The sequence below is a fragment of the Candidatus Eisenbacteria bacterium genome (assembly GCA_016867495.1).
Lineage (GTDB): Bacteria > Eisenbacteria > RBG-16-71-46 > CAIMUX01 > VGJL01 > VGJL01.
Window position 1 is genome coordinate 1 of the sequence record VGJL01000131.1, and the last position, 7,222, is coordinate 7,222.

General features: G+C 65.2%; 7 protein-coding genes. 5 read left to right on the plus strand and 2 right to left on the minus strand.

Features of this window, described 5'->3' with window-relative positions:
* From FJY88_10420 to FJY88_10440, 5 genes are all read left to right on the plus strand, one after another.
* Positions 1 to 601 (plus strand): hypothetical protein (locus FJY88_10420; GenBank protein ID MBM3287746.1); only part of this gene is annotated, 601 nt, incomplete at its 5' end.
* A gap of 112 nt (positions 602 to 713) precedes the next feature.
* A complete protein-coding gene (locus tag FJY88_10425; protein ID MBM3287747.1) occupies positions 714 to 1,376 on the plus strand; it encodes an HAD-IB family phosphatase in 663 nt (220 codons plus the stop codon).
* Positions 1,377 to 1,454: 78 nt separating this feature from the next.
* Positions 1,455 to 2,324, plus strand: coding sequence for an SPFH domain-containing protein (locus FJY88_10430; protein ID MBM3287748.1), 870 nt, complete (start codon positions 1,455 to 1,457; stop codon positions 2,322 to 2,324).
* Positions 2,325 to 2,333: 9 nt separating this feature from the next.
* Entirely contained in the window at positions 2,334 to 2,531 is a 198-nt protein-coding gene (locus FJY88_10435; protein ID MBM3287749.1) for a hypothetical protein, read from the plus strand.
* Between the two features lie 260 nt (positions 2,532 to 2,791).
* Positions 2,792 to 3,505 (plus strand): VPLPA-CTERM sorting domain-containing protein, encoded by a 714-nt coding sequence (locus tag FJY88_10440; GenBank protein ID MBM3287750.1) that lies wholly within the window; start codon positions 2,792 to 2,794, stop codon positions 3,503 to 3,505.
* A 78-nt stretch (positions 3,506 to 3,583) separates the two neighbouring features.
* Here the strand turns inward: FJY88_10440 and FJY88_10445 are convergent, their stop codons facing one another.
* Both FJY88_10445 and FJY88_10450 read right to left on the minus strand, forming a co-directional pair.
* Positions 3,584 to 4,828 (minus strand): aminotransferase class I/II-fold pyridoxal phosphate-dependent enzyme, encoded by a 1,245-nt coding sequence (locus FJY88_10445; protein MBM3287751.1) that lies wholly within the window; start codon positions 4,826 to 4,828, stop codon positions 3,584 to 3,586.
* Between the two features lie 114 nt (positions 4,829 to 4,942).
* Positions 4,943 to 7,222: DUF4861 domain-containing protein (locus tag FJY88_10450; GenBank protein MBM3287752.1), on the minus strand; the 2,280-nt coding region annotated here is incomplete at its 5' end.

Below are 7,222 nucleotides of genomic sequence, written 5' to 3' on the forward strand. Positions count from 1 at the left end.
CGGCATCGCCTTCGATGGGGGGCTCCTCGAGATCTCTATCGACAGTCTGGCCTACGAGCCCCTGGTTCCCGCGGGCGGCTACACGCACACGATCCATGACCGCGGCTACGGCGGTCCCTTCGCCGAAGGCACCGCCTGCTACTCGGGGACGTTCGGCTGGACCCGCGTGGAGATCGACTTGAGCTCCTACGTCGGATCGATCCAGATCAGGTTCCGCTTCGGCTCGGACTCCACGGGAGCGGGCGCAGGCTGGACCATCGATGACATCGAGGTGAGGGGCCTCGACGAGGCCGCCGACGCTCCCGACGCGCGCTTCCTCTCCGCGGGCCTGGTTCTGGACCCGGCGCAGCCGAACCCGTTCGAAACGGATGCGCGGATCACGCTGCGGATCCCTTACGAAGGGCGCGTGAGGCTCCTGATCGTCGATTCCTCGGGCCGCGCGGTCCGGACCCTGATGGACGAGACCTGCGTTCCCGGGGAGAGGTCGGTCGTCTGGGACGGACGGAGCGACGCCGGACGCGCGCTTCCCAGCGGCGTCTATTACTCCATCGTGCGACAGGACGGCGCCCGCGCCACGGGACGGATGGTCCTCGTGAAGTGACCTTGCTCCAGGGCATCGCGCCGGGCATGATATCGGTTCCCTAGACCGAGCGGCCCGGACCCACTGAAGCCGGCTCCGCGAAATCGGGGCCGGTCTTGCTTTCGGGGAGGCGATGCAAAACTACGACCTGATCTGCTTCGACGTGGATGGCACCCTCGTGGTCCATCCTGATGAGAAGGTCGTCTGGGAGGTCATGAACCGTCGCTTCACCGGCGACGACACCGTCAACCACAGCAGGTTCCGCCAGTATCTCGATCGGGAGATCACCTACGCCGATTGGGTCGCCCTCGACGTCGGCGACTGGATGCGCGCGGGGGCCACGCGGGGGCAGATGATCCAGGCCCTCGGGGACCTGAGGCTGATCGACGGGGCGCACGAGGCGCTCGCGGAGCTGAAGCGGCGCGGCTACAAGCTCGCCATCATCTCCGGGACCCTGGACATCGTGATCGACACCCTGCTTCCGGAGCATCCCTTCGATGATGTCTACGTCAATCGGCTCCTCTTCGACGACAGCGGCCTGCTGATCGGATGCCTGGCCACCCCCTACGACGTGGATGGAAAGGCGCGCGGTCTGAGGGACATGGCCGCCAGGGAAGGAATCGACCTTCTCCGCTGCGCCTTCGTCGGCGACGCCTTCAACGACGTTGAGGTGGCCCGGGAGGCAGGCTACTCGATCGCCTTCAATCCCAAGAGCAAGGAGCTCGAGGAGGTCGCGGATCTGATCGTTCGGGCCGATGACCTCCGGGCCCTTCTGCCCCTCTTTCCGCAAGACTGAGCCGCTCGCCCGCCGATTTCCCGCTTGACAGAGCTGCTAGCAGATTGATATCGTAAAGATATCAGAAAGGGGGTCATCATGATCCGCGAACGGGACGCGAAGTCCGCCAATGGCTATCTCATGCTCCTGGTCTGCCTGGCCCTGCTCGTGGGGACGGTTCTCTGGCTCATCGGTGCGGCACTCGCCAGAGCTCCGCTGTCGGCGGTCCTGTCCGGGATCGCCATGATCATCGTCGCCCTGCTCTTCGGCGGGCTCTTCGCCGTGAATCCGAACGAGTCGCGTGTCATCCAGCTCTTCGGGGCGTACGTGGGGACGGTCCGAAGCCCGGGCTTCAAGTGGATCAACCCCTTCTGCACGAGGCGGGCGGTTTCGGTGAGGATCCGCAATTTCGAAACCACGAAGCTCAAGGTGAATGACCACGACGGCAATCCGATCGAGACGGCCGCCGTCGTGGTCTGGAAGGTCGTGGAGACCGCGGAGGCTGTCTTCGAGGTCGACAACTACGAGAACTTCGTCCACGTGCAGAGCGAGGCGGCGCTGCGAAATCTCGCAACGTCCTATCCCTATGACGCGCACGTCGAGGGGCAGAAGGCGCTCAGAAGTCATACGCGGGAGGTCGCGGAGGATCTGAAGAAGGAGATACAGGATCGCCTCACGAAGGCGGGCGTGGAAGTGATCGAGGCGCGGATCAGCCACCTCGCCTACTCTCCCGAAATCGCCAGCGCGATGCTCCAGCGCCAGCAGGCGAGCGCCATCATCGCCGCGCGTCAAAAGATCGTGGAGGGGGCGGTCAGCATGGTGGAGATGGCCCTCGACCAGCTCTCGATCAAGAAGGTCGTCGAGCTCGACGAGGAGCGCAAGGCCGCCATGGTCAGCAATCTCCTCGTTGTTCTCTGCAGCGACCGGCACACCCAACCCGTCGTGAACACCGGCACGCTCTACCAATAGGAGGGCGCCGTGCCCGATCGGAAGCCCTTCCTGCTTCGAGTGGATCCGGCCCTGTTGGATGCCCTTCAGAAGTGGGCCGCCGACGACATGCGGAGCCTGAACGGGCAGATCGAGTTCCTGCTGAGGAGGGCTCTGGCGCAGGCCGGTCGGGACAGGAGACTGCGAGACGGGCAAGGAGGGGCGTCGGGCGCGCGATGGGAGGCGTGAAGGCGCCGGGGACCGTGATCGGGTGTGGGTCGACCGGCGCTCAAGCGACTTAACTTACTAACACTAAAGCACTTATACTGTTTTCGGGGGATTGGGCTGGAGCCTCAGCGGGGCAGCAGAAAGGTCCGCAAACTCAACGCGAGGACCGCATTTTTCTTCGTCCCGAGTCAGATACCTGATAAGATGTACAGGAAATCGGCGGAGGAGCTCCGGCGACCCCATGAGCCGCTGTCTCTTGCCATAAGATACAGGCATGCTTGATGGATGGTGTTCTTATGACAACTCGGTTGAAGATGGCGCTTCTGGCGATCGTGCTGGTGGGGCTCCTAATCCCCGCCCAGGGCCAGGCGATTCTCTACTATGGCTCCCTCGCCTATCCTACGGGGCTTCACGCTCAGGGCAGATGGGCCGGAGGGCCTGCCATGATCGAGTGGTGGGTCGGCGACAGCGGTGCTGATGGGTGGTGGAACTACAAGTATCGCCTCTCGCATGCCGCTGGGGGCACGAGCCACATGATCTTCGAGACCTCGACCAACTTCACCGTCGCGGACATCGCGAACGCCTATGTGAACGATGCCGGCGGAAACATGGTGCCGTACACGGTGGTCAGCGATGACATCAAGACGCACCTCGAGATGCAGGGCAACCCCGATATGCCGGGGAATCTCTACGGCGTCAAGTTCGATCGCGGGATCACGGGGCTTGTGACGACCATCCAGTTCGACAGCCAGCGCATGCCGATGTGGGGCGACTTCTACTCGAAGGACGGAGGCAACAACCCCGTCGACGCGGCCTGGAACCTCGGGTTCCTGGCGACCGATCCGATCGACCCCCCGGGCAACGGTTCGATCGCGAACCACATCCTGGTCCCGGACACGGTGGTCCAGCCGATTCCGGAGCCGGCATCTCTTCTGCTTCTCGGCACGGGACTCGTCGGATTCGCGGCGGCGCGGCGCAGGCGGAAGTCCAGCTAGAAACTCTTGATCGAGATCATAGAGCCGGAGGCGCGGGCGCACAGCGTGCGGCCCCCTCCGGCTCTTGCTTGGAACTGACTAGCCGATCACACCGGCCGTCTTGCCCGCCACCTGGATGATCTCGAGCGCCCGATCGATCTGCGCGGCCGTGTGGGTGGCCATCAGGCTCGTCCTGATCCGCGAGGAGTTCTCAGGCACCGCGGGGGCGATCACCGGGTTCGTGAAGACCCCTCCTTCGAAGAGGCACTTCCAGAATCTGAAGGTCCTGAGGGTGTTGCCCACGATGATCGGGATGATCGGGGTGCAGCAGGTCCCCACGTCGAATCCCATCGAGACCAGGCCGTCCCGTAGCCGGTGGGCGTTGGCCCACAGCCGGTCGCGGCGCTCGGGCTCCTGCCGAAGGATCTCGACACACTTGCTGACGGTCGCCACGGCGTAGGGGGGAAGGCTCGCGCTGAAGATGAGCGATCGGGAATGATGCTTAACGAAGCTGATGACGTACTCATCGCCGGCGGCGAAGCCTCCGATCGAGGCGAACGACTTGCTGAACGTCCCCATGAGGAGATCGACGCTCTGCGTCACTCCAAAGTGCTCGTGTGTTCCGCCGCCGGTCGCGCCCATCACGCCGATCGAGTGGGCCTCGTCCACCATCAGGCGGGCGCCGTATCGCTTCGCGAGGGGGACGATCTCGGGAAGATCGGCGAGGTCGCCTTCCATGCTGAAGACGCCGTCGACCACGACCAGGATGCCCCCCGGATGGCTCCTGGCCTTCTGAAGGCTCTTCTCCAAATCCCCGATGTCATTGTGTCGAAAGCGATAGACGGCCCCTTGGGAGAGCTGCGTCCCGTCGATGATGCTCGCGTGGTCGAGCTTGTCGATGATCACCGAGTCGCCCTTCCCGACAACGCTTGAGATCACGCCGAGGTTGACTTGGAAGCCGGTCGAGAAGACGAGGGCCGCCTCCTTGCCGACGAGCCGCGCAAGGTCGACCTCGAGCTTCTCATGCAGATCGAGATTGCCGTTCAGGAACCGGCTTCCCGTGCAGCCGCTCCCGTACTGCCGAGCTGCGGCTTCGGCCGCCTCGAGGACGCGGGGATCGTGGGTCAAGCCGAGGTAGTTGTTGGAGCCCAGCATGATCATCTGGTGCCCGTCAACCGTGACCTCGGTTCCCTCCGAGTTCGAGATCGGCACGAAGTAGGGATAGAGCCCCGCGGCCTTGGCCTCTTTGACCCTCGTGAATGCGTGGCAGCGCGCAAACAGATCGGGAGCGGCGGTCTCGGTTCCGCGCGGCAGGGGCCGATCCTGTGCGGCACGGGGATTCATGGCATCCAGTTCCCTCATCCAAGATAGCGAACGATTTCCCTGCGAGACTAGGCCGCGGATCCATCTCTGTCAATGGCCGCGGGTCCCGATGCGGGTCCCACGGAGAGGACCGGCTCAGCGGATCGCGCGTGAAACCGGGCGGTCCTTGTGGCCGCTCAAGACCCTCTCGGACCGAATCCTCCACGCATCCGCCGTGGAGTCTCCATGCGAAACGGCGCCGGCCATCCAGGCCAGACGGATCGTCTCCATCGATCCGCACCTGAAGACGAGAGCGACATCGCCCCCGACGCGCGAGATCAATGCGTCTCTGTCATCCAGGGCGCAACCGGCCAGTCCGATCGCTCCGGCCTCGACAATCGATTCGCCGTACGACCAGATCCCGCTCGGGACGCGAAAGTAGCCGTTTTCCGATAGGGAGGGGATCGCGGCGGCGATGCGAACAGAGTCGACTCCCTGCGAGAGATCGATCAGGAGATCCTCGACGATCGCATGGTCCCCAGGAGTGAGGCTCCACCTGCGCGTCGCACGGACGCCCGCGGCCTCGACGACCGATTCGATCACAGCCCGGGCGGGCCCGGACGCCACGACGCGCTGCGAGCGATAGGCGTCCTGCCCGAAGAGGGGATGCCAGCCGCTCGCGTCCTCCACGAAGAGCCCTCCCAGTCCGGGTCCTCCGCCGACATCGAATGGATCCATCCCCCATGGTCGCCGAGTGTGATGGTCGCCGAGGTCGCCTCGGAGAATCAGGGCCGGCCTCCGCTTCGCTAGGAAATCGATCCGTCCCTCGTAGGCGCGGTAGGCGATGGGGAGCGACTCGAAAGCGATCGAGGCTCCGAAGTGGGGATCGACGCGGATCTCCTCGCGCCACGGCAAGGGGTGGGCCGGATCGATCTCGATCGTCACGCGGGAGGCCTCCGCATGGGGAGCCGCTTCCAACGCAGGGAAGTAGATCGCGTCGGGAAGTCCGTCGGCATCCCAGTCCTCCGGCTGGCCCGCGACCCGGCCGCCCGGGAACGTCAGTTCGACGTTCGAGAGGAGATCCAGATCCTTCCGCTTCTTCTCCGGGATCGCCCCGACGTCGAGAATGAGGGCCGTTCCGGGAACGATGGCCTGCTCAGGACTCCAGACGGCGGAGGGTTTGCCCTCCGCCGGATCCAGGGCCAGGAAGCCGCCACCCAGATCCCAGAGGGAGAGATCGTAGAGGTAGCGCTCCGTCTCGAGGCTCTTCTCGGCCGCGACGGCTATCGGCTCTCCCCTGTCGCGGGCCTCCGTCCACCAGCGTCTCACATGCCCCCGCGCGCCGGCGATTCCGCTTCCTCCGAGCTGATCGAGGTCCCATCGGGCCTGCTTGCGCGCTTCCCCGAGGCGATCCCGCCAGGCCTCGCGCATCGCAGGCGTCCCCGTGGGTAGGCGGCGGGGCGCCTCGTTCCTCAGGATGACCGCGCGCTCGCGGCGGGGCGTCGACTCGGCGGCCCACGTCCATGCGTCGAAGTAGCCGTTGCCGTCGGCGTCCGTCATCGTGATTGTCCTCCGGATGCCGGGATCGCCTGCCAGCGCGACGGTGATCTCCCCTCGCTCCGCGCCCAGGAGATGGATCCTGCGGTCCACTTCGCTGAAGTAGAGGCCGAGCCTCCCCGAGTTGTCGGCGTCGATCTCGTAGCGCTTGTTCGCCCGGCCGCAAGCGGGACCGCCGATCTGAGGGACGCCCATGAACGGCTCGGCGATCACGCCCTCCCATCTCTCGCGCGTCGGAACCTCGGACTCGGGGGCGACGTTGCGGTCCACCTCGTCCCAGACAAGGAGCGCGGAGCGCCAGAGGCCCCAGCGGGCCAGATCCCGCGCCTTGTCCCAGGCCACGAAGCGCAGGATCCCGCCATCGCGCATGGGCAGCTCGTGGGCGAACGACTCCGGGGCCCGGATCTGGCCGACGGCGTTCAGGGAGAAGTCGAAGTCGTGCGGGGATTCCTCCGTCGCGTCTCCGTCCGCGTCGAACGACCATCGCATCGAGCGGATGGCCAGGTCCGTTCCCTCGAAACGCAGCGCCTCGTCGGTAAGGCCGTCGTTGTCGTCGTCGTAGAAGCAGAAGGGGTTCTCGAAGACGGATGTCCACCGCCCGCTGACCTGATCGCGGATCCCCGCCACGAGACAGGCGTTCCCCGAGAAGTCGCTGCGCCACATGTCCCGATTGGCGTGATAGTCGTAGTCCGTGAGGGCGAGCAGCCGGTTGTCGTCATCCAGGTCGAAGACGACGGTCACGCCGATGCCGTCCGCGCCGATCCCTCCGGGCGTGATCTCGTAGAGATCCATGCGGTCCGGATCTCCGTCTCGGTCGTCATCCACGTAGTCGATGACCCGATCGAGGATGCCGTCCCCGCGGAGATCGACGAGATAGCA